The 20,700-nt window shown below is 64.7% G+C and carries 25 protein-coding genes, 1 tRNA gene and 1 pseudogene; 9 read left to right on the forward strand and 18 right to left on the reverse strand.

Features of this window, described 5'->3' with window-relative positions; genetic code table 11:
- Nucleotides 1-297: 297 nt before the first annotated feature.
- The 3 genes from JQ507_20175 to JQ507_20185 form a co-directional block, all read right to left on the reverse strand.
- Nucleotides 298-732 (reverse strand): hypothetical protein, encoded by a 435-nt coding sequence (locus JQ507_20175; protein QRI67306.1) that lies wholly within the window; start codon nt 730-732, stop codon nt 298-300.
- Nucleotides 733-812: 80 nt separating this feature from the next.
- The gene (locus JQ507_20180) at nt 813-1,286 is read right to left on the reverse strand and encodes a hypothetical protein (protein ID QRI67307.1); all 474 of its coding nucleotides are present in this window, start codon (nt 1,284-1,286) and stop codon (nt 813-815) included.
- Between the two features lie 171 nt (nt 1,287-1,457).
- Nucleotides 1,458-2,150 carry an urease accessory protein gene (locus JQ507_20185; GenBank protein ID QRI67308.1) on the reverse strand — a complete coding sequence of 231 codons (693 nt, stop codon included), beginning with the start codon at nt 2,148-2,150 and terminating at the stop codon, nt 1,458-1,460.
- 378 nt (nt 2,151-2,528) lie between these two features.
- Here JQ507_20185 and JQ507_20190 point away from each other — a divergent pair.
- From JQ507_20190 to JQ507_20215, 6 genes are all read left to right on the forward strand, one after another.
- A tRNA-Thr gene (locus tag JQ507_20190) sits at nt 2,529-2,603 on the forward strand.
- 208 nt (nt 2,604-2,811) lie between these two features.
- Nucleotides 2,812-3,078, forward strand: a complete 267-nt coding sequence (locus JQ507_20195; protein ID QRI73429.1) for a hypothetical protein — start codon at nt 2,812-2,814, stop codon at nt 3,076-3,078.
- Nucleotides 3,079-3,281: 203 nt separating this feature from the next.
- Nucleotides 3,282-3,464 carry a hypothetical protein gene (locus tag JQ507_20200; protein ID QRI67309.1) on the forward strand — a complete coding sequence of 61 codons (183 nt, stop codon included), beginning with the start codon at nt 3,282-3,284 and terminating at the stop codon, nt 3,462-3,464.
- A 624-nt stretch (nt 3,465-4,088) separates the two neighbouring features.
- Nucleotides 4,089-4,271: a hypothetical protein gene (locus JQ507_20205; protein QRI67310.1), complete on the forward strand. Its 183-nt coding sequence runs from the start codon at nt 4,089-4,091 to the stop codon at nt 4,269-4,271.
- A gap of 53 nt (nt 4,272-4,324) precedes the next feature.
- Nucleotides 4,325-4,507 carry a hypothetical protein gene (locus JQ507_20210; GenBank protein QRI67311.1) on the forward strand — a complete coding sequence of 61 codons (183 nt, stop codon included), beginning with the start codon at nt 4,325-4,327 and terminating at the stop codon, nt 4,505-4,507.
- Between the two features lie 313 nt (nt 4,508-4,820).
- Nucleotides 4,821-5,336, forward strand: a complete 516-nt coding sequence (locus tag JQ507_20215) for a hypothetical protein (GenBank protein ID QRI67312.1) — start codon at nt 4,821-4,823, stop codon at nt 5,334-5,336.
- 36 nt (nt 5,337-5,372) lie between these two features.
- Here JQ507_20215 and JQ507_20220 read toward each other — a convergent pair whose 3' ends face one another.
- The gene (locus JQ507_20220; protein ID QRI67313.1) at nt 5,373-6,530 is read right to left on the reverse strand and encodes a DUF2652 domain-containing protein; all 1,158 of its coding nucleotides are present in this window, start codon (nt 6,528-6,530) and stop codon (nt 5,373-5,375) included.
- A gap of 166 nt (nt 6,531-6,696) precedes the next feature.
- Between JQ507_20220 and JQ507_20225 the strand changes: the two are divergent.
- Nucleotides 6,697-7,008 (forward strand): annotated as a pseudogene (locus tag JQ507_20225) (hypothetical protein).
- A 36-nt stretch (nt 7,009-7,044) separates the two neighbouring features.
- On the opposite strand, the gene JQ507_20230 reads toward JQ507_20225, so the two are convergent.
- Together JQ507_20230 and JQ507_20235 are read right to left on the reverse strand one after the other, a co-directional pair.
- Entirely contained in the window at nt 7,045-7,893 is an 849-nt protein-coding gene (locus tag JQ507_20230; protein ID QRI67314.1) for an alpha/beta hydrolase, read from the reverse strand.
- The gene (locus JQ507_20235) at nt 7,890-8,351 is read right to left on the reverse strand and encodes a hypothetical protein (protein QRI73430.1); all 462 of its coding nucleotides are present in this window, start codon (nt 8,349-8,351) and stop codon (nt 7,890-7,892) included. The genes JQ507_20230 and JQ507_20235 overlap by 4 nt, the downstream gene beginning before the upstream one ends.
- A 399-nt stretch (nt 8,352-8,750) precedes the next feature.
- On the opposite strand from JQ507_20235, the gene JQ507_20240 reads away from it, so the two are divergent.
- Nucleotides 8,751-9,002 carry a hypothetical protein gene (locus JQ507_20240; GenBank protein QRI67315.1) on the forward strand — a complete coding sequence of 84 codons (252 nt, stop codon included), beginning with the start codon at nt 8,751-8,753 and terminating at the stop codon, nt 9,000-9,002.
- Nucleotides 9,003-9,065: 63 nt separating this feature from the next.
- On the opposite strand, the gene JQ507_20245 is transcribed toward JQ507_20240, so the two are convergent.
- From JQ507_20245 to JQ507_20260, 4 genes are all read right to left on the reverse strand, one after another.
- The gene (locus JQ507_20245) at nt 9,066-9,305 is read right to left on the reverse strand and encodes a hypothetical protein (GenBank protein ID QRI73431.1); all 240 of its coding nucleotides are present in this window, start codon (nt 9,303-9,305) and stop codon (nt 9,066-9,068) included.
- Between the two features lie 181 nt (nt 9,306-9,486).
- Entirely contained in the window at nt 9,487-10,206 is a 720-nt protein-coding gene (locus JQ507_20250; protein QRI67316.1) for a porin family protein, read from the reverse strand.
- A gap of 358 nt (nt 10,207-10,564) precedes the next feature.
- Nucleotides 10,565-10,990 (reverse strand): hypothetical protein, encoded by a 426-nt coding sequence (locus tag JQ507_20255; protein QRI73432.1) that lies wholly within the window; start codon nt 10,988-10,990, stop codon nt 10,565-10,567.
- Nucleotides 10,991-11,254: 264 nt separating this feature from the next.
- Nucleotides 11,255-11,650, reverse strand: coding sequence for a hypothetical protein (locus tag JQ507_20260; protein ID QRI67317.1), 396 nt, complete (start codon nt 11,648-11,650; stop codon nt 11,255-11,257).
- 223 nt (nt 11,651-11,873) lie between these two features.
- On the opposite strand from JQ507_20260, the gene JQ507_20265 reads away from it, so the two are divergent.
- Entirely contained in the window at nt 11,874-12,425 is a 552-nt protein-coding gene (locus tag JQ507_20265) for a tetratricopeptide repeat protein (GenBank protein QRI67318.1), read from the forward strand.
- A gap of 57 nt (nt 12,426-12,482) precedes the next feature.
- Here JQ507_20265 and JQ507_20270 read toward each other — a convergent pair whose 3' ends face one another.
- The 8 genes from JQ507_20270 to JQ507_20305 form a co-directional block, all read right to left on the reverse strand.
- Entirely contained in the window at nt 12,483-13,712 is a 1,230-nt protein-coding gene (locus JQ507_20270; GenBank protein ID QRI67319.1) for an MFS transporter, read from the reverse strand.
- Nucleotides 13,713-13,847: 135 nt separating this feature from the next.
- Nucleotides 13,848-14,126, reverse strand: coding sequence for a hypothetical protein (locus JQ507_20275; GenBank protein ID QRI67320.1), 279 nt, complete (start codon nt 14,124-14,126; stop codon nt 13,848-13,850).
- 144 nt (nt 14,127-14,270) lie between these two features.
- Complete coding sequence (locus tag JQ507_20280; GenBank protein ID QRI67321.1) at nt 14,271-14,573, reverse strand: copper-binding protein; 303 nt, start codon at nt 14,571-14,573, stop codon at nt 14,271-14,273.
- Nucleotides 14,574-14,602: 29 nt separating this feature from the next.
- The gene (locus JQ507_20285; GenBank protein QRI67322.1) at nt 14,603-15,076 is read right to left on the reverse strand and encodes a cupredoxin family protein; all 474 of its coding nucleotides are present in this window, start codon (nt 15,074-15,076) and stop codon (nt 14,603-14,605) included.
- Between the two features lie 23 nt (nt 15,077-15,099).
- Nucleotides 15,100-18,267 (reverse strand): efflux RND transporter permease subunit, encoded by a 3,168-nt coding sequence (locus JQ507_20290; GenBank protein QRI67323.1) that lies wholly within the window; start codon nt 18,265-18,267, stop codon nt 15,100-15,102.
- Nucleotides 18,264-19,712, reverse strand: coding sequence for an efflux RND transporter periplasmic adaptor subunit (locus JQ507_20295; protein QRI67324.1), 1,449 nt, complete (start codon nt 19,710-19,712; stop codon nt 18,264-18,266). The genes JQ507_20290 and JQ507_20295 overlap by 4 nt, the downstream gene beginning before the upstream one ends.
- 11 nt (nt 19,713-19,723) lie before the next feature.
- Nucleotides 19,724-20,125 (reverse strand): FixH family protein, encoded by a 402-nt coding sequence (locus JQ507_20300; GenBank protein QRI67325.1) that lies wholly within the window; start codon nt 20,123-20,125, stop codon nt 19,724-19,726.
- 102 nt (nt 20,126-20,227) lie between these two features.
- The gene (locus JQ507_20305) at nt 20,228-20,656 is read right to left on the reverse strand and encodes a hypothetical protein (GenBank protein ID QRI67326.1); all 429 of its coding nucleotides are present in this window, start codon (nt 20,654-20,656) and stop codon (nt 20,228-20,230) included.
- Between the last annotated feature and the right edge of the window lie 44 nt (nt 20,657-20,700).

Raw genomic sequence — 20,700 nt, forward strand, 5'->3', positions numbered from 1 at the left:
ATGGGCTGCGGAGCCTGCGGTCCGGGGCGCTTGTGAGACGGCGCTCGCACGAATTTCTGAATATTCGAAATCCACCCCTGATTTGCCCGACGTGTCAAGTCGCCCCGTCGACAGTCGCCCCGTCGAAGGCCGATCGCCGCCGGCCCCTTTGCATGGGGTTGTTTTCGATATTTTGGCCGCGCGCATCTGCAGCTGATGCGGCGCCGGCTACCGAAGCGACCCGACTTCAATGATCAAACGAACAGCGCCCGCTCGCGTCATGCGAACGGGCGCTGATGTCTTCGACAGATCGCCGGATCAGTAGTAGCGGCGCAGCACGCGGTGGCCATAGTGATAGGCCGGCGCGCGATGCGCGTAGCCATAGCGGTAGCCGTAGTGCGGACGGTACGGCCGATAGTGATGGCGATAGCCATAGTGGCGATATCCGTAGTACGGACGGCCATAGCCTTCGCGGTAGTACGGACGCGGCGCCCAGTTGCCCGGGCCGGTGTAGGTCGGTCCCTGGTTGACGTAGTAGTACTGCTGCGCCGTGTCGGGATAGGCCGCCTCCGGGTCGGGCAGGCGTTCGACCGCGCCGTAACCGCCATAACCGTAGCCGTAGCCACCGCAACCGCCGCAGCCGTAATTCACGACAGGCGCGGAATAGCCGCAAGGGTTGAAGCCGCATGCCATTGCGGGTGCGGTCACCATGACGGCCACCGCCGCAATCAGTCCTTTGATCATTTGACGCATTACTCTCTCCTGTAGGTCTCTCTGTTCGTCGCGTAGCTCTTGGTGGCTATGTAAGGACCCCGGTTCACGGGGCTCTTGATTTAGGGGCCCCGGGGGCGCGGTGGCCGCGGGACCGGCCCCGGCAGCGGCTGCGGCCCGTTGAATTGCGGTGCGTAGATCACCGCCGGCGGATCGACCGGCACGGAGGATTGCGCCGGCAGCGGCGCCGATCGCGCCGACCATGATTCATGATAGCTCTCGGCGGGCTTGGGCAGTTGGCGGTTGGCCGGCGGCTCGATCTCGAGGCGGCCGTAACCCGGCATGTGGCCGAGGCTCGGATAATAGTGGCCGACATTCGGCACCGGATCGATCGGGCGGCCGCCATAGATGGTCGGCACCATCGACTCGTTGCGCGCGAGCCCCATCGCGCTTTCGACCACCGCGTAGGAGGCGTCGACGCCATTGATGATGATGGGCACGCCGGGACGGTTGGGCACGACGATGTCGAAGCCGCCGCCGGCCAGCGCCGTCGAGGTCATCGCAGCCAATATCGCCAGCGCAAGAGTTGCGCGCATGATCACCCAGCGTCCCGAATTGTTCCAGGAGCAGCCTAGTCCAACAGCTCGGCGGAAGGGTTAAGGACGCGGGCCAAACTGGCGGTAAGCCTAACGCGTAAGCATCGGCAACCGGTCAATGCGGCCGAGCGGGATCAGAAATCGTTAACGGCGGTCCTGGGCGAGCCCGTGTCAGGTGAAGGCGTTCTCGACGATCGAGTGGATGCCGATCGCAATCGTGACCGCGCCGACCGCCATCTGCAGGCCGCGATTGGCCCAGGTCAGCCAGCGCGCGGAGGCTGCGAGCGGCACCGCGATCACGCTGGACAGCACGCCCATGCCGATCATCGAGCCGACCCCGAACAGCGCGACATAGCCTAGCCCGATCACCGGGCTCGGCGCCTGCGACACCGTCAATACCAGCAGCGCCGCCGACCCGGCCATGCCGTGCATCAGGCCGACCAGCAGCGTGCGCCAGCGGAAGCCGTGCCCGTGGCTGTGCGCGGCGCGGGCGTGCGGCCCGGTCTCGCCCGCGTGGCTATGGGCGTGGAAATGCGTGGTGTCGCCATGCGAATGGCTGTGGAAATGCACGCGGTCGCGCCACAGCCGCCACCACACATGCGCACCGAGCCCGACCAGCATGACGCCGACCGCGGTCTCGATCGGCTGCGACACCGTTTCGGGAATCGCCCGTCCGAGCAGGATCGCGACGCCGGCAAAAATGAACAGCGTCAGCGTATGACCGAGGCCCCAGGTCAGGCCATGCTTGACGATGTCACCGACATGGGTCCGGCGCGCCGCGATGCTTGATACGGCTGCGATGTGATCCGGCTCCAGCGCATGCTGCATGCCGAGCAGAAAGCCAAGACTCAAGATTCCGAACATCAATTCCCCGCGCCGACGCCAGATCGAACACTGCTGTACACGCAATTCTCGTTAAAGCCCGCATGGTCCGGAACGCATCATGCGCCGGCTACCGGAACTTCACAGTGGTTTGAACGCGGGGCAAGGCGGCAGAACGGCTTTGTCTGCACCCCCGGTACCTGGTTCCGCGGCAGCGACGGCCGACAGCCCCCCTGCCAGCCAGTAGCTCCGGCCGAGACGACGATACGCAAAGGGCGGCCTTCGGGCCGCCTTTTTGCTGCCCGGCCGGAGGCGAAGCGGTCGATCAGGGCCTTCCGGGCTCTGGCCCTGGTCGGGCCGTCGGGTTCTGGCCCTGGCGCGCCAAGTCTGCTATGCGAGCGCGCAAATCATTCCGATGTTGCCGGCTTAGCTCAGCGGTAGAGCAGCAGTTTTGTAAACTGAAGGTCGGGGGTTCAATCCCCTCAGCCGGCACCAGCTCTCCACGCTGGCTCATCGCACCCGCCGAACGCCGGTTTGCCGCGCGGTCTGCCAAGACTTGGCGTTGGACAACCGGGTCGTGGAACTTGCACTCACCGAAAATAGTCCGCAAACTTGTGCAACAGGGAAGCCACACGCGAATTCGGGCACTCACCGGATGACGGAAAAGCAGCTGCGGGCGAGGACATCTCTGCTGAAGGCAATGCTGCTCGTCTCTGCCCTGCTGATGGGCTACTCGGATCTCATCACCACCAACGAGATATTGCAGCGCGGAATGGGCGAACTGAACCCGTTCATGCGGTTCACCCAGGAGTGGCTGGGCGAATGGTGGCTGATTGCCAAGCTGGGTCTGACCTATCTCGTGATGTGGATGCTTTGGCGCGGCAAAAGCGAACGCCAGATGGCCTATGTGGTCGCCTTCATTGCGACGCCCGTGTACAACAATCTGATCATTCTCGCGGGCTCCAATTGAGCTGACCTGCGCTCGTGCCGGCCAGCCGCCGGCAACGCCGCCTCGCATCGTTGGTCAGACCTCTCCGTGTTGCGGCTGTTGCATCCGATTGATATTTCGAACCATGTCCGGCAGACGGGACTGAGGATAGCGTTGGACAAGGTGCCCGCACCGGCCCTACCGCTTGGTTGCGGCAATAGAGGTTATCAGACGCGGTTCTGACGATGGACTGGTCCTACTATCTCGTCGGCGTTGCCGTCGTCCTGCTTCTCCTCGCCTATCGCCTGCATGGCGGGCTGTTCAGGAAGGATACACTGCAGGACGAGAGGCTGAATCGACTGATCGATGAGCGCATCGATCGCATGGACCTGAGGCGCGAGAAGAAGCACAGCCCGTCCCAGCCGTAAGGACCGGGCAGCCAACGGCTCCTCGCTTGGCTCGTCAGTCTACCGAGATGGATCGCCGACCGCAGCAGCCCCGCCAGCTCGCAGGTGAATACGGCAGTTCCGCGGACGGAGACGAAAGCTTTGACGCCGGTGCGCTGGCCGCAGCAAGGTTCTTCGATCCAGCTGCCGACGCGGTCCGCGCCTGCAAGTCTCTTGATGATCCCGTGAACGCAGACCGTCCTGCTGCGGATGTCACTTTCAAACCGAAGTGCCTGGGCATCGAGTCCTCCATCCAGATTTTTTTGCGGCTCACGCCGGGTGTTCGTCCCCAGGAGCAATCCGAACACGTGCGTGCGATTCAATCAAAGCGCTTGGCTCGATTCCCCACAAGCACGGAGAGAACCGTATGACTCCGGTCTTCAGCTTCGCATCATCGATTGCGCTGCCCGGCGCGCGCCGCAGGCTGCGCATCTGCATGTCGTCCGAACCGCGCTGCGATCCGGGACCGGTTGGTAAACCGCAACCGACCACGCCTGCTCTTGGCAGGAATCGTGGGATCATCCCCGTAGGATCACCCACCCCTCGCCTTGCTTCTGTCCTTGCGGCCCGAAACGGGGTATGCAGAATGCGGATGGGACTCAGCCAATGACCTATTTGATCCTTGCCCGGGACGGCACCAGCCAAATCGTGCTGAAGCGCGACAGCGAAGACGCGGCCGAGAAGAAGGCACGCGAACTGAAGGAGATGGGCTGGTTCGAGGTCGAGGTCCGCGAGGACAAGGCGGGGCACGCGACCGCGCTGACTGATCGCCCGCCGACCCTTCAATGACGCCTTGATGAACCTTTGCCCGGTGGCCCTTACACATGTGTGAGGAGCCCACCATGTCCGACACAGCACATTACCGCTTCCAGTCCGATCAAGCGCGACGGCTCGCCCGCCAGGTTACCGACGCCGCGGTGCGCGAAAAGCTGCTCGAAATGGCCGAGGAGTATGGCCGCTACGCCGACCTGATCGAGGCCCGCGGCGCCGAATCGGCCCCCGTCGAGGCGGTGACCGCCCACTAAGGCTGCCCACTCCGCTCCCGCCCCGTCGCGAATATCGTCCCCCGTACAAGATCAGCGGCATTGCCGCCGCGCCCGCCGCACCTCGGCCGGTCCCGAATCAAGCGCCGCTACATTGTCAGCCGCCGGTCCGGATCGCCGGTACCCCGTTCGTCTCGAACGCCAATGCCCGCCTGTGCTGACGGTGCCCACGCCCGGCGATTGTCACAATTATGTCACCGCACCCGTGAAACAGGCGTCTTCGTCAACCATCATGATGACCGGTGCTTGATTCCGCGCGGTTGCTTTGCTGGAATCCGCGCGCTCAAGGTGCGCCATGAAATGGATGAAAGAACGCGATCTCCTGATCGCGCAGACAATGGCCTTCGTACAGTCGGTGAAGGGCAAGCTGCCCGACGCCGAGGTGGCGGCGCCTGCCCAGCGGACCGCCGCAACGCCAGCCGCGACCGAACCGGCCTTGGAGACAAGGGCCGCCTTGGAGACCAAGGTTACACCGGAGCTCAAGCCTGCGGCCGAGGCCCAAACGGAGGCCCCGAGGGTGGTCATGCCGCCCCCGCTTCCAGTGCCTACCGTGCTTGAGGGCCTGCCCCCCGCTCCGTCGCCCCTAGCGGTGACGGTCGTCGAAGTCCCGCCGCCACCGGCGCAGCCGCCGCACTTCCCGAAGCTCGACATCCGTGGTGACTTTGGGTCCGAGGTCCGGGAACGGGTTGCCAACTTCCGCGCACAGCAACAGCGCTTCCTCAGAGAGCGTGAGGAGTACTGCACCACGACCATGGCCAAGGTCCGCGCCGCGATCCGCGACAACAGCGAGCTGCCGCGCTCCGGCAAGTAACCGGCGCGCTTTAATCTCCGAACCGACGACTGGACTTCAGCCCCGCGCGCCGGTTTTCACCGGCTCGGTCAGGAAGCGCCCGCTCGAGGGCGCCGGCGCCGGCTCTGCCATGGCGTCGAGGCCGGGCTGCCCGCCTTCGACCATAGACCGCAGGCCAGCCATAGCCTGGGTCATGCGTTCGGCGAATTTGGCCGCGGCGCCATCGAGGAATGCCTTGTCCTTCGGCTTCGGCTTGGCGATCCGCAGTTCGAAACGGGACGTTCCGTCCGGACCGTCCAGAACTGCCCGGGTCATGATGATGCGCGGCGCGCCGGGCACCGGCAGCGTGATGCCGACCGTGAAGTAATCGACCGGACGCCAGTCGAGCGTCTCCTCGACATTGGTATGGTTGCCGTGCGCGCAATGATTTTTGGTGCCGACACCGCGTCGCCCCTTGCCCGACTCCTCGACGATGTCGTCGGCGTCCCACCATTTCCGCCATTGCCCGGGCACGGTGATGAACTCCCACACCGTCTGCCGCGGCGCGGCGATGTCGAACTCGAGGATGGCGTAGGCGTCTTCGCGCGTCACCTCCATCCGAAGCTGCGCGTCGTCCTGTTGCCACGCCGCTTCGAGATCGCGGACCCATAGCGTCACATCGCCGATGATGTCGATGGTCTCGTGATGCGGGATGAGCCCCTGCGCCACCGGATCGACGCCCATGGCGCGGATCGCCGCGTCGCTGTAGAGCGCGTAGGCACGGCCGCCAAGCTTTTCGCCAACGCTGTTCTTGAGCAGCCGGTGGACCAGGATGACATCGCGCCCGGCGAGTTCTTCCCTGCCGCCCATCTTCTGCTTCACCATCTCGCCGTGATGGATCACGAATTTGAAATCGAGATCGCCCATCGCGACGCAGGCCCGGCACTCGCATGTCGAGGCCTGGCGGATGTCGCGCAGGCGCCGGCGGAATTTGAAATAGGCCCCCTCGATCGCGTCCTGCAGCAGCGAGCCGTCGATCGTCGCGGTCGAGTAGACGAATGCGGCGTCGCCCTCGAACTTGGCGAGGCGAAATGGCGGGCGCAGCCCCTTCACCACAACATCCATGAAATCGGCGATGATATCCTGCGCGTGGTCGAGTTCGACCGCCGCCAGGAAGTTGGTGTAGCCGGAGATGTCGGCAATCGCGAAATATGCCGCTTCAGCTTTCGGAAGCATCGAGACCTCCCGCGCAACCGGTTCACGCCGTCCACGTGGATACGCAGTTTGTCATACCACACCGAAGGGAGATAACATGAGATTCGTTGCTGCCGCCGCATTGGCTCTTGTGGGCTGGCTTGCCGGCATCAATTGCGCAAGCGCGCAAGACGCCGCCATGAAAACCACGCCGACGACCAAAATTCTCGCCATCGGCACCATCAATCCCGGCTTTGAACAATCGCAAGTGCGTGCTGTTCTCCCCGAGGAAGTTCGCGAAACCGTCGATCTCTACCTCGCCGGCAAGATCGAGCAGTGGTACTCGCTCCAGGGAAAGCCGGGCGTGGCCTTCATCATCAACGTCACCGATCCGGCCGTCGCGCACGAGATGCTCGAAAAGCTGCCTTTGGGCAAAGCCCATATGATGAGCTTCGAGCTGATCCCGATCGGCCCGCTCAACCCGCTTCGGTTCTTGCAGGGCATGCAGCCGAAACCTTGAGACGGGCCATGCCTGACTTGGGCGTGGCGCGCAGCCCTAGCGCCCGCCGACCCTTTCCAGCACCGGCAGCAGATGCTTCAGGAACTCACCCGGATTCTCGCTCATCGGGAAATGGCCGAGGCCGTTCATGATGGTGGCCTCACAGCCGGCAATGCTGCTCGCCACCGCCAGCGTTTCCTCCGGCGTGCAGGAATAATCGTACTCACCTGACAGCAGGAACAGCGGGCAGCGTTCGGTGTCGATCTCGGCGACGCGGGCGCGGATGTCGCCGTCGATCTTGTAGAAATAGAGGTCGCCCTTGAACACGCCCGGGCCGCCTTGCATGTAATGCCACAGCGTCTCCCATTTCTCCTTGTCGGGCGCGTCGGGGCCGACGAGGCCGGAAACGATGGCGGCAGCAACCTCGCCGCCGTGCACGTCGGGCCGGTGCAGGAAATTCAGGTCGTAATAGGGATCGACATGCGCGCCGGCCTGCAGGCCGATGATGGCGCGGAAGCGTTCGGGATGCTCGAGCGCAAGATGCAGCGCGATCCGGCCGCCGATCGAGCAGCCGATCACGATCGGCTTGTCGAGGTCGAGTGCGTCGATCACGGCCAGGATCATCGCCGTGTATTGTGCCGAGGTGAGCTGGTACTCCTCGTCGTGCCAGCCTTGCGGCGGCGACGACTTGCCGTGCCAGGGCATGTCGAAGGCGATGACGCGATGGTTGCGCGTCACACGGGCATCGTTCATCAGGCCGCGATACTGCCGCCCGTCGGCGCCGGCGGTGTGCAGGCAGAGCAGCGGCGTGCCCTCGCCCGCCTCCTCGACATAGACGCGGTGCGCCCGGCCGGACAGCTCGAGATGCATATAACGACCGACGATCGGTTCGAAATTGGCGCTCATGCCGGCACTCCCTCACGGCGCAGCTTGCCGAGCGCTTCCTTGAAGTAGCGCAGGTTCGCCATGAAGATCTGCAGCTCGCCCTCGGCCTTGAGCGCCCGGCGCTTGATCAGCGCCATCAGGTCGTTTGAGCCCGGCGGTGGTCTGAGTTCGCAGAACCTGTCCCACTCCTCGTCCGAGGTGCGCAGCGCAAACGACCACGACGGCATCACGAACGGCCCCTTGGTCACCGCCATGACCCGGCCCTCATGGATCGCGATCAACCAGTCGGTCTTGCCGATCTCCAGCAGGAATGTCGTGGTGAGATAGCGGCCGCGCCGCACCAGGCCGGCGTCGCGATTAACCCGTTCCTTCAGCATCTCGATCATGTCAGCTCCACCCTGGCCGCGGCCCGTCCGCGGAAGAGCGCAGCAGGCACTTGTTCTGCCGGCAATGATGGAAGGAACGGCCGAACCGTCAATCGCTACGAGCGTTGCGGGGCTACGGCGTTTTCGCTGGGCACGCCAGCAATCGGTCCGCGCGGAGAGAAACTAGAGCCAGGACCAGACCAGCGCCACGTTGGCGGCGCAGGCCGCGAGCAGCACAACCGCAAGCGCGAGCTGCACGCGTTCGTAGGGGGGCTGGTGGATCGCTCTCATGGGCCGAAGCATCCGGCGATTCTACCCGGAGAGTCCCGGGGATTCTTTTTTCCGGGATTTACCGCTCATTAAGGACTCAGGCCCTCCGGCAAAAGGACCGAAATGACTCACAATTTCAGATGCTTGCTGTGGACCCGGCTCACGGTTCCGTGATTGGAACGGGTGATCTCCCCCGAAACCCAGAACCGTCATTGGCGTTGTCGCCGATTGGGGAACGACAAAATGCCGTACGCGCTATTCTATCAGGACACCAAGCTGAGCAAGGCGTATCCGACCGAGGCTGACGTCTGGAAGCTGGCCCGGAAATCGGGGCTGGTGGTGGATGCTGTCTCCGAGGAGGAGACGTCTTCGCCGCGCCCGGTGCTGGACAATGACTACGAGATCCGACCCTGCCAGCTCGATCCGAACGAGGACCCGGTCAAGAACAAGGCCGATGCCGATCGCGAAGCGCGGCAGGAGCCGCGGTTGAACTAGGCGACGGCAGATCGCCCGGCGCGCAGGAGCGGACCGGGTACCGGTGCGATCGTCGCGTTGCTCCTACGGCGTCGCCGTCGCCAATGAAGCCTGTTCGGCGGCGAGCGAAACGCAGATCTTCCGCCGATGCAGACCGCGGATTGCGCCCGTCACCTTGAGGACTTTGCCCGCCGTGCAGGACACGTCCTGGACCAGCACGACCTCATATGGCGCAAGCGACAAGGGTTCGGATTTAAGCACAGTCTGGGCAACGCACGGCACAGCGACCGCAGAGAGGATCAGCCCTAACGCAAAGCTACGCATTTTTGTTTGTCCACCAGCCCCGGCGTTCGCATAATAACGGATCACGATGAAAGTTCCGTGCAATGCAGGAATTATTTTTTGCATTGCACGATCAGGCGTGAATACCGGCTGAACAAGCAAACGTCAGGCCAAAAAAGGCCGCCACGGAGGCGGCCTTTGATGTTGATGGAAGAAGACGCAATCAGTAGCGGGAGCCCACCGGACCGCCCCAGCCGAAGCGGTAGTTGACCCCGACCTTGACGGTATGCTCGTCGTTCCGGAAGCTTGTGCCGACTAGGTCGGCCGGGCCGCTGGTGAAGTTGGTCTTGCCGAAATTGTAGTACTGGTATTCGGCCTTCGCCGACCAGTTCGGGGCGAACATGTATTCGAGGCCCGCGCCGACGGTATAGCCGTCCTTGTGGCCGCCGTCGGTGGTGAAGGCCGCCGGCACGCCGCCGACCGTCGCCGTGATGTTATTGTTGTCGCGCCAGGCGTAACCGCCCTTGGCGTAGAGCAACGCCGGACCCCAGGTGTAGCCAAGGCGGCCGGTCACCGAACCGAGCTGGTCGGTATTCCCGGTCACCAGCGTCCCGCCGGGGAGCAGCACGCCATTGTTGTTCGAGGAACTGGGCAGCCAGGAGTACTGCGCCTCGACGCCCATCACCCAGTTGGGCGCGAACTGATAGTCGAAGCCGCCCTGCACGCCGCCCATGAAGCGCGCATCGCTGCCCATCAGGTTGGTGCCGTCGGTGAACGCGCCGCCGACATGGCCGCCGATATAGAAACCGGTCCAATTGTAGACGAGCGCCGGTGCGGTATAGGGCGGCGGGGCCTTGGTATAGGTGCGAGCCGGCATGTCAGCCGCAAACACCGGGCCCGCGAGGGCGACCAGCGCGACTGTGCCGAGCAAAAACGTCTTCATCTCTGATCCCCGTTACGAACGCTGCGCTGTTAAACCAAACAACGTGACGTCAATTAGGTTGCCTTGGGGCAATGCCAGACCCGTGATGTTTCCGAGCTGTAGCGGGGTCGCAACAACGCCCGCTTGTTCCTTGGCGCAGAAGGTTTTTCACAGGTTAAGCAGCCGTATTTCGGCTGTATGTAAGTCGCAAACGGCTAAGGTGAAGTTCAGCACTCCCCGAAAAGTGATCGGAATTCGCTCACGAACTGGTCAGGGCTGCGACAGGCCGCCGCGGCCTATGGCGCGGGCATGATCTTCGCGCAAACGCTCCGTGCTTGTCGCGCGGGCAAACCGCTTCACGCTTTCTTCCGGATCACGCCTAGCGCGCCATTTTTTCCAGTTCCGGAAATGCCGCGTAGGATGCGCCGGCGCAGGGCTCGGCGGGATTGTCGAGAATGCGGTCGAGCCGGCCGTCGACGAACATGATCCCCCGCTCCCGGGTCGGGCGATAATTGCCGTCGGTCTCCCTGGCGCTGTAGCGCACGCACACCATGTAGCGAAGCCGGCCGCCGATGGTGCGCTGCGCCGGGTCGGCAATGGCCGCCTCGCGGACCCCGACCGGATTGTTCAGGTAGATACGCATGAAAGCGACGATCTGCTCGCGATAACGGTCGGGAAACGGCTGGTTGGCGACACCACGATCGTCGGTGAACGTGGTCGAACCGCCGCCGTCATCGCTGGTGAGGCAACCGGCGAGCGGAATCGAGAGCAGCAGGATTGCCGCCAGTTTTGATGATGTCCGCAAGGTCAGCTGTTTCATGGGTCCCCGGCCGGTCTCATAAACCGCCAGGCGGGGAATTCGCAACTCGGTTATTCCGGCCCGCGACGGCGGGTCTCAACTGAAGCCAAACGCACTCCGGCCCGCCGCCATTGGGGAAGCAATGGACGGACGGGCCGGTTCTGCATCCCTGCGCAAAGGCTTTGCCTTTGTCGCTGAGGGCGTAGCGGGGCAATGTGGAGCGAACTACGCCCCAGGGATCAGACTCGAGATCAGTTCAGCCTCGCTCGATCAGCCACGCTTGGCCGGCACGACGTGCTTGCTCGCGACCTTGGCGTGAACGTGCTTGGTCGCGTGCTTCGGCGACTTCACCTTCAGCATGCCCATGTGCTTGTGGTGGCGGTGATGGCGATAGTGCTTGTGGTGCAGCTTGGCGTTGGCATTGCGCACCTTCGACGGCAGCTGCTCGCTCTTGATGACAGGGGCGGCCTTGGTCGCCGGGGCAGTCGTCGCCGGGGCGGTGGTGGTCGCGGGCGCGGGGGTTGCGGTCTTGCCGGTTTCGGCGGCGAGCGCGGGCGCTGCGATGACGGACACGGCGAGCAGCGCGGCGGAAATCGTCTTCAACATGGTGGTCCTCCTCTTCGGGATCGAGAGGTCTCCGGCCGGATGGTCGGCCTCACCGATCAATGCATGCGACCTTAGGGGCCGCGCACTGAACCCGTTCTGAAGGGCATGGACGGAATTCATTCATGTGAATGACATCTTGGTCATGTTGCCCGCTCCTGCGGGTCGCAGTCCTCACGCAATCGTGGGATCGGCCGGGAATGTTCTGCACCCTCGGGTGTTCAAGTCAGCAGGCTTGGGTGTAGGATTACCGAGCACGATCAGGAACGATCAGGAGCAACCAGGAATGAGCAAGACGACGAAGTTTCTAGGCCTCGCAGTGCTCTCGATGACGCTCGCCGCCGGGCCGGTCATCTCGGCCTACGCCGCCGGCAGCGAAAATCCCTCGCCGCCGGCGTCCGACAGCGGCAGCAGCAAGGGCAAGAAGGCGGCCAAGAAGGACAAGAGCTCCGCGATCGACGATCAGAAGTTCCTGGCCGGCTACCATGCCGCCTATGCCACGATCTACGACAAGCACGACTATACCGCCGCGATCGAGCAGCTGAAGGCGCTCGGCCAGGACGATCGTGCCGACGTCGCCAATCTGATCGGCTACTCCTATCGCAAGCTCGGCGACTACAAGGTCTCGCAGATCTGGTACGAGCGCGCGCTCAAGGCCGACCCGGCCCATGTGCGCACCTGGCAGTATTACGGCCTCTGGCAGGTCGAACAGGGCAACCGCGACCAGGCGCAGTACCATTTGAACCGCATCGCCCAGCTCGCCGGCACCAACAGCGACGAATACCGCTCGCTCGCTGCAGCACTCGAGAAGCCCCCGGGCACCGGCCTGGTTTACTGAGCGATCCAACGATCGTCTTGATCAAGCCGGCGTGGTCAAACGACTACGCCGGCTTTTTCATGACGACGTCGCAGCGATCCCGACCTCGCGCCGGCGGCGACCGAGAACGGCGAGCATGACCAGCGCGCCGACCGAACAGGCGAACGCGAGCTCCAGCACGGCGTTGCTGCCGAACCGGGTCAGCAGATAAGCCAGCGCCGGCGGCGAGGCCGCCGAGATCAGGTTCAGCGGCAGCGCGATATGCGACGACGCCTTGGCAAATTCGCTCTTGTCGTAGAACACCAGCGGGATGGTCGCGCGCGCCACCGCAAGCGCGCCGCTGCCGAGGCCGTAAATCAGGATGAAGGCTGCGATCGCCGCGTAACTGCCGTGGCCGACGATCAGGATCAGCATCGCGACCGGCAGCAGCGTGCCGGCGAACAGGCCCGTCGTGATGCCGTCCCAGCGGCCGCCGCCGAGGAAGTCGATCGCGCGCGCCGACACCTGCACGATGCCGAGCGTCGAGCCGAACGCGACCGCCTCGGCGGCCGATAGCCCCTGCGCCTTCAAGAGCTCGACCAGCACCGCGCTGAAGCCGAAGCTGACAAAGGCGTTGAGCGCGATCGCGGCGACCACCAGAACGAACGTGCCCCTGCCCACCGGCGGCGTTGCCGTCGCGCGATCCGGTGTCGATACCGTCTCGGCCTCATGGGCTGCCCGGCGTGGCAGCCCGAACGTGTAGAGCGGCAGGCAGACCAGCAGCATCGCCGCGGCGTAGACCAGGCAGGTGCCGCGCCAGCCCAGCGCCTCGGCGAGGAACGCGGTGGTCGGCCAGAAGATGCTGCTGGACAGCCCGGTGACCAGCATCAGCGCGCCGATCGCGCCCTTCGCGTTCCGCCCGGCCACCTCGTTCAGCATGATGTAGGCGGCCGTGCTCAACGCCGCGCTTCCGGCCATCCCGAGGATCGTCCAGGCAATGAAGTAGCCCGCGGCCCCATGCGCGCAGGCGAGAGCGACGAAACCGAGCCCGGCAACCGCGCTGCCGGTCATCATCACCCGCCGCGCCCCGACGCGCCGGAACGGTCCCGCCAGCAGCGGCCCGCACAGGCCCATGGTCACGTAGAGCGTCGAGGTGCCGCCGAACACCATCGGCAGCGAGACATGGAGGTCGGCCGCAATCCGGTGGCCGGCAATCGCCGGCAGGCCAAGGGTGCCCCAGCCGAAAACCTGCGCGACGGCAAGAACGAGCAGCACGCCGCCGATCTGCCGGTCGATACCTAGAAACTGTGCCCGGCTCGTCCCGGCCATGAGTCCACCGCATTCCAATCAGAACGCTGGGCTAACCGACCTGGCATGACGGGATCAAGACAGAGCTGTGCCGAGCCGGCCTGGTCCGGCGAAACCCCCAAGAATAAATCCAGGAATCCGGATATTTGCAGATAGTTACGGGTAGTGTTCGAGCCGCCGCTCGGGCTTCTGCGGACGGCTCGCGCCGACCGTGTTGGCATCGGCGGTTTCCCCCGGCTTTGCCGGGCGCGCGGCTCGCTCGATCGCTGGGCCGCTGTCGCCGGTCTTCCTGCCATTGTTCAGCGCCTGGCCAGTGGTGCTCGGGTCGACCGCCTGGCCCACCCCCACTGAGCCCGCCGAAGGCCCGGAGCTTTGCGCCAACACGGTCCCCGACAGCATCAGAGCTGCCATCAGTATCGCCGCGTTGACTGTCATGAGGGGGCCTGCTGCGCATCAAATGATGCACGGCAACGCATCGCTGCCACGGACGTTCCCGCGACCCCATCATTTTAGGTAAATGCGTGGCCAATGCCGCCTGCCTGGCCACGCGTCTGACCATCCGACGTTGCGGCCGTCGCCTCACTTCGCCTTCTGGATCGCGGTGACGGTGTAGCCGCCGTCGCCCTCCCGGGCTTCGAACTTGACCTTGTCGCCGACCTTCACCTGCTTGAGCAGCGCGGGATCCTTGACCCGGTAGACCATCGTCATCGGCGCCTCCATGCCGAGGCTCTTGGCCGGCCCATGCTTGAGCGTGATCTTGCCCGCGCCCTCGTCGATCTTCTTGACCTCGCCATCGATATCAGCGGCCTGCGCGAACGCCGCGCCCAGGCTCAGAGCCAGCATGAGCAGACCAGCGCCCGCAAGGTGGATCATCCTGTTCATCGCTATCGTCCTGTTGCTCGTTGGTGGCTTCATTTCACGATGATGCGGCCGGTCATTCCGTAGTCGCGGTGATCGGGGATCAGGCAGGAATATTCGAACGTCCCGGCCTTGGTGAACTTCCAGACGATCTCGGCACTCTTCTTCGGCGCGAGACGGACGCCGTTCGGATCGTCATGCTCCATGTGCGGATGCTTCTTCATCACTTCGGCATGCCTGAGATTCTCCTCGGTGGTCGCGAGCAGGAATTCGTGATCCTCGGTGCCGACATTCCTGATCACGAAGCGGATCTGTTCGCCGCGCTTGACCTCGATGCGGAACGGCGTGAACTCCATCTCCTTCATCTCGACCTCGACGGTGCGCGACGGCTTGGTGGGATCGCCGGGCTCGCCGGCCGAATAGGATTGGTGACCGTGATTTTCGTGTGCGCGCGCCGGCGCTGCCGCGACCGACAACGCAACGAGCGCAATGCAGGTTATGGTGAGGCGATTCATTGCATTCTCCATTTCAAAAAAGTGGCTTGTCCAGGTCATAGCTGCGGTTGTTGGCGGGCGACGGCTGCACCGACCTCTCGCTCCGGTACCTTCACGCGGATCTCGATCCCCTTCACGATGGCGAAGATCGCGGGGATCACGATCAGCGTCAGCAAGGTCGAGGAGATCATGCCGCCGATCATCGGCACCGCGATGCGCTGCATGATCTCGGAGCCGGTGCCGGTGCTCCACAGGATCGGCAGTAGCCCGGCCATGATCGCGACCACCGTCATCATCTTCGGGCGGACGCGCTCGACCGCGCCCTCGATGATCGCCCTGTGCAGGTCGTCGCGACCGATGCGCCGCCCCTCGGCGGCGCAGCGCGCCCTCGCCGCCTCCAGTGCGTGGTTGAGGTAGATCAGCATCACGACGCCGGTCTCGGCGGCGACGCCGGCCAGCGCGATGAAGCCGACCGCGACCGCAACCGACAGATTGAAGCCGAGCGCCCACATCAGCCAGAGCCCCCCGACCAGCGCGAACGGCAGCGACAGCATCACGATCAGGGTCTCCGCCACCGAGCGGAAGTTGAGGTAGAGCAGCAGGAAGATGATTGCGAGCGTCACCGGCACCACGATCTTCAGCCGGGCTGCAGCGCGTTCGAGATACTCGTACTGCCCGCTCCAGACCAGATAAGTGCCCGGCGGAAACAGCACGCTCGCCTGCACCGCGCGCTGTGCGTCGGCGACATAGCCGCCGAGGTCGCGGTCGCGGATGTCGACATAGATGTAGGTCGCGAGCTGGCCGTTCTCGGTCCGGATCGAGCTCGGCCCGCGCGCCGGCGTGACGTTGGCGACCTCACCGAGCGGCACCGCGCCGCCGGCCGGCATCGGTACCAGGATGTCGTTTGCGATTGCGCCGGGATTGTCGCGCAGGTCGCGCGGGTAGCGCATGTTGACGGTGAAGCGCTGCCGCCCCTCCACCGTGGTGGTGACGCTCTGGCCGCCGAGCGCGGTCGCGATCGTGTCCTGCACGTCCTGCACTGCGATGCCATAGCGCGCCAGCGCCTCGCGGTTCGGCGTGATCTCGAGATAGTAGCCGCCGAGGTTACGCTCGGCATAAGCCGACGAGGTCCCGGGCACGGCCTTGAGCACCTGCTCGACCTGCCGCGCGAGCTTGTCGATCACAGCAAGATCCGGGCCGATCACCTTGACGCCGACAGGCGTGCGGATGCCGGTCGAGAGCATGTCGATGCGCGCCTTGATCGGCATCGTCCAGGCGTTGGAGACGCCGGGGAATTGCAGCGCCTTGTCCATCTCGGCGATCAGGCCGTCGAGGGTGAGGCCCTTACGCCATTCCTGCTTCGGCCTGAGGTTGACGACGGTCTCGAACATCTCGGACGGCGCCGGATCGGTTGCCGTGGCGGCGCGGCCGGCCTTGCCATAGACCGAGGCGACCTCCGGAAAGCTCTTGATGATGCGGTTCTGGGTCTGCATCAGTTCGGATGCCTTGGTCACCGAGATGCCCGGCAGCGTGGTCGGCATATAGAGCAGCGTGCCCTCGTTGAGGTCGGGCATGAACTCGGTGCCGAGCTGCCGCGCCGGCCAGACGGTCACAGCGAGCGCGCCGAGCGCCAGCAGGATCACCAGCGTCTTGGCCTGCAACACGCCGTGGATGACCGGACGGTAGATCCAGATCAGGAAGCGGTTGATCGGATTCTTGTGCTCGGGAATGATTTTGCCGCGCACGAAGATCACCATCAGCGCCGGCACCAGCGTCACCGACAGCAGCGCGGCCGCCGCCATCGCAAATGTCTTGGTGAAGGCGAGCGGCGAGAACAGCCGGCCCTCCTGCGACTCCAGCGTGAAGATCGGCATGAACGACACGGTGATGATGAGCAGGCTGAAGAACAGCGCCGGCCCGACTTCGGCCGCCGCCTCGATCAGGATCGACACCCGCGACTGGCCAGGCTTGGCGCGTTCCAGATGCTTGTGCGCGTTCTCGATCATCACGATCGCCGCGTCGATCATGGCGCCGATCGCGATCGCGATGCCGCCGAGGCTCATGATGTTGGAGCCGATCCCGAAAAACTTCATCGCGCCGAACGCCATCAGCACACCGACCGGCAGCATCAGGATCGCCACCAGCGCGCTGCGGACATGCAGCAGGAACACGATGCAGACCAGCGCGACCACAACGCTCTCCTCGAGCAGCGTGCGCTTCAGCGTGTCGATCGCCGCATAGATCAGGTTGGAGCGGTCATAGACCGGCACGATCTCGACCGATTTCGGCAGGCTGGTCGCGATCTCCCTGAATCGCTTCTTGACGTTCTCGATCACGTCGAGCGCATTCATGCCGAAGCGTTGCAGCACGATGCCGCTCGCCACCTCGCCCTCGCCGTTCAGCTCGGCGATGCCGCGCCGCTCATCGGGCCCGAGCTCGACGCGGGCGACGTCGCGCAGCAACACCGGCGTGCCGTTGTCGGTCTTCAGCACGACATTGCCGAGGTCGTTGATGTCCCTGAGATAGCCTTTGCCGCGGATGACGTATTCGAATTCGGAGAGCTCGACGGTGCGGCCGCCGACATCGGCATTGCTGGCGCGGATCGCATCGCGCATCCGCTGCATGGTGATGCCACGGTCGCGCATCCGCTGCGGATCGAGGATCACATTGTATTGCTTGACGAAGCCGCCGACGCTTGCCACCTCGGCGACGCCTTCGGCCTTGGCCAGCGCGAATTTCAGGTTCCAATCCTGGATCGTGCGCGTATCGGCGAGGTTCAGCTGCTTCGACATCACGGCGTACTGGTAGACCCAGCCGACCCCTGTCGCATCGGGCCCGATCGTCGGCGAGACGCCGGCCGGCAGCCGCTGTGACGCGCTGTTGAGAAATTCGAGCACGCGCGAGCGCGCCCAGTAGATGTCGGTGCCGTCCTCGAAGATGACATAGACAAAGGACACGCCGAAGAACGAGAAGCCGCGCACGACCTTGGATTTGGGCACCGTCAGCATCGCCGTGGTCAGCGGATAGGTGACCTGGTCCTCGATCACCTGCGGCGCTTGCCCCGGATATTCGGTGTAGACGATGACCTGGGTGTCCGAGAGATCGGGGATGGCATCGAGCGGCAGGTGCAGCAGCGCATAGAGCCCTGCGGCCGCCGCGAAGCCGGTGCCGAACAGCACCAGCAGCAGGTTGCGCGCCGACCAGGTGATCACGCGGGCGATCATGGCTTGCCTCCATCCATCATCTCGCTTCCGCCCGCCGCCTGCTTCGCGCCGGCCTCGGCAAACCCCTTGATCGCCGCCTTCAGATTGCTTTCTGCGTCAATCAGGAAAGTGGCTGAGGTGACGACCGCATCGCCCTCAGCGATCCCATCTCGGATCTCGACATAGCCGTCGCCGCGTCGCCCGAGCTTCACCTCACGCGGCTCGAACCGCCCGTTGCCGCGGTCAAGCAGCACGGTCTGCCGGCTGCCGGTGTCGAGGATGGAATTATCGGCGACCGTCAGCACCGGCGCCGCGCTGCCGGTGTCGATCTCGGCGTCGACATACATATCCGGAAGCAGCGCGAGATCGGCATTCTCCAGCTCGATCCGCACCCGCGCGGTGCGTGTCTCCTTGTTGACCTGCGGATAGATCATGCTGATCTTCCCCGCGAACGCGCGGCCGGGATAGCTGCGAGCCCGCACCGTGACATCCTGCCCGACCCCGATATTGCCGAGATCGCGCTCGGCGACGTCGACCAGCGCCCACACGACGGAGACGTCGGCGATCCGGAACAGCACGTCACCCGGCTGCGCGCGCATGCCCTCGATCGCGGCGCGTTGCAGCACGATGCCGTCGCGCGGCGACGACCACGGAATTGCGATCGGCACCGTCCGGCTCTTCTCCATGTCGGCAATGACGGCCTCGGGGACGTCGAGATTGGTCAATCGCTGCTTGGAGCCTCGCCCGTAGGGCTCGATGCCTGCGGTCGCCTTCGACGTGATGGTCGCGACGTATTCGGCCGCAGCCGACGAGATCGCCGGGCTATAGACCTCCATCAGCGGCTGCCCCCTGGTCACCCGGCTGCCGGTCGTGACGTCGGCGACCTTCTGCACATAGCCCTCGGCGCGCATCGCGATCACGGAGACGCGCCGTTCGTCGAGCTGGATCGTGCCGGGGGCGCGGACCAGCGTGCGGATGCGGCGCATCAGCGCGGCCTCCGACTTGACGCCGGTGCGCTGGATCTTGCCAGGCGACAGCGTGATCGAACCGTCATCGCTGTCCTCGCCGTCATAGACCGGGATGTAGTCCATCCCCATCGAGTCCTTCTTCGGCACCGGCGAGGTGTCCGCAAGCCCCATCGGGTTGCGATAATATTTGACCTTGCGCTCGCTCTTCGCGGCCGCGGACTTCGCATTCGCCGGCTGTTCGGGCTCACCGGATTGCGCATCGGCCTCCGGGAACACCGGCAGATAGTCGCGCCCGTCGGGCGTCTGCTTCGGCGTCGCCGAGTAGAGCGGCTTGCCGTCGGGATCGCGGTAATAGATCGGCGCAGCGCTCTCCGCCGCCTGCACGGCGGAGACGATGGCGGCGGTCGCCGGCCGCGGCGGCAGGCCGCGGGCGGTCCATGCGGCGCCGGCCACTGCGGCGATCGCAGCGGCAGCGCCGGCCCATATCAAGGGCCGCATCGCTCGAGAGCTCATTGCTCGGCCGTGACGACGAGCTTGCTCTCGACCGAGCCGGTCTCGCCCTGCACTTTAGCGCCGAGCGACAATTGCCAGCGGCCGGCCATGCCGAAGGTCGCCTTGAACCGGTAGGTGCCGGGTTCAGTCGACTGCATCGGCGTCACCTTGGTGGCCATCTCCTGCATGCCGTCGGGCGCCATATCGAGCCGGGTCGAGAAGATGACTGCGTCGGAGACGGCCTTTCCGGTGCTCTTGTCGAGTAACCGCACCGAAACGACGCGATCCGCGCCGGCCTTGACGGTCGGCTGAACGAGTTGGAATTCGTAGTTCTTGATCTCGGCATGGGCGGGCGCGTGGGCCAGGGCAACGCCGATCAGCGCGGCCGCAGCGGCGCGCGCGAGGTGGAGAGACTTCATTGGTAATAATCCTCGATACGTCTGATGGACCGCATGAGCGGCATGCGAAGGCACGCGCGCCGTCAGGCGCACGCGTCAGCGATCAGGCGCGTCAAGCGCCTGTCAGACGTTGGTTCGAGGCGGATGATCCGGAGGCTTGGCGCCGAGCCCGTCAAGCAGACGGTCGTCGCGCGGGGCGAAGCCATTCCGTGACGGCTCGCGCGCGATCAGCGACATCGCCCCGGCAGGCGCCGACAGCGAGACGCTGAGCATGCAGAGCGCAAGGAACGGACAATCGTCGCAGCCCTTGCTCTTGGTCTGGTCCGGACAGCAGGGCATGTTGTCGGCCATATCCTGCATGGACATGGCTTCGTCGGACACCATGCCGGACATGACATGATCCGGCATATCATCGTGACCGGACATCGCCTGCATGGCGGTGGCCGACGTAAGCGGCATCGTCCGGGCAAACGCCGACGCCACGGGCGCGAGCAACAGCCCGGCCGCGACGAGCAGCAGAATCCAGAAATTGACGAGCCGCCTCATTTGCATGCCCGCTTGTCGCACGGATCAGTGGAACCTGCAAATCCGTGCGA

This window comes from Bradyrhizobium sp. PSBB068, from assembly GCA_016839165.1.
Lineage (GTDB): Bacteria > Pseudomonadota > Alphaproteobacteria > Rhizobiales > Xanthobacteraceae > Bradyrhizobium.